The sequence below is a fragment of the Rhizobium sp. SVR5-9E genome (assembly GCF_056755095.1).
Genome location: NZ_JBNDHS010000253.1, coordinates 1 through 439, shown reverse-complemented (window position 1 = coordinate 439; position 439 = coordinate 1). Strand labels below are relative to the sequence as shown.

The window sequence follows — 439 nt, the reverse complement described above, 5'->3', positions numbered from 1 at the left end:
CTGCTATTGTTAACATATTAAAAAAGATTAAAAACCGCTGTATTTTGTCCAAACACCATTATAATTCCATGATCTTGGAGCAATAGTCCAGCTACCTGAATTAAAGAATGGATTTCCTGTAAGGAAGAACACTGAAGCCGGTGATCCCGTAGCAACATTAGCAATCGTAGGTGTTCCTATTGTAGCATTGGTAAATCCGTGTGCATAAATCGTTGAAAGATTTAGTGGTGCTAAGGCAGAACCTGTTCCTTCAACTCGAATACCTGTAGGATATCCGGTAACTAATGCATCATTAAGTGTCAAGCTTCCACGTCTTCTGATATGAATTCCGTTTTCGTATAAAGCTCCTTGAGTTCCGTTTTGTGCACCAATAATCGTCAGATTATTAATAACCGGATGAGTAATTAACGAAGTTACAGTACCTCCTGAATTATTATCC

1 protein-coding gene is annotated in these 439 nt (G+C 38.0%); it reads right to left on the bottom strand.

Annotated features, from left to right (window positions below; all coding sequences use genetic code 11):
* Positions 1 to 27 precede the first annotated feature (27 nt).
* A partial coding sequence (locus ACPYOJ_RS34670) for a hypothetical protein (protein ID WP_481420272.1) occupies positions 28 to 439 on the bottom strand: 412 nt, incomplete at its 5' end.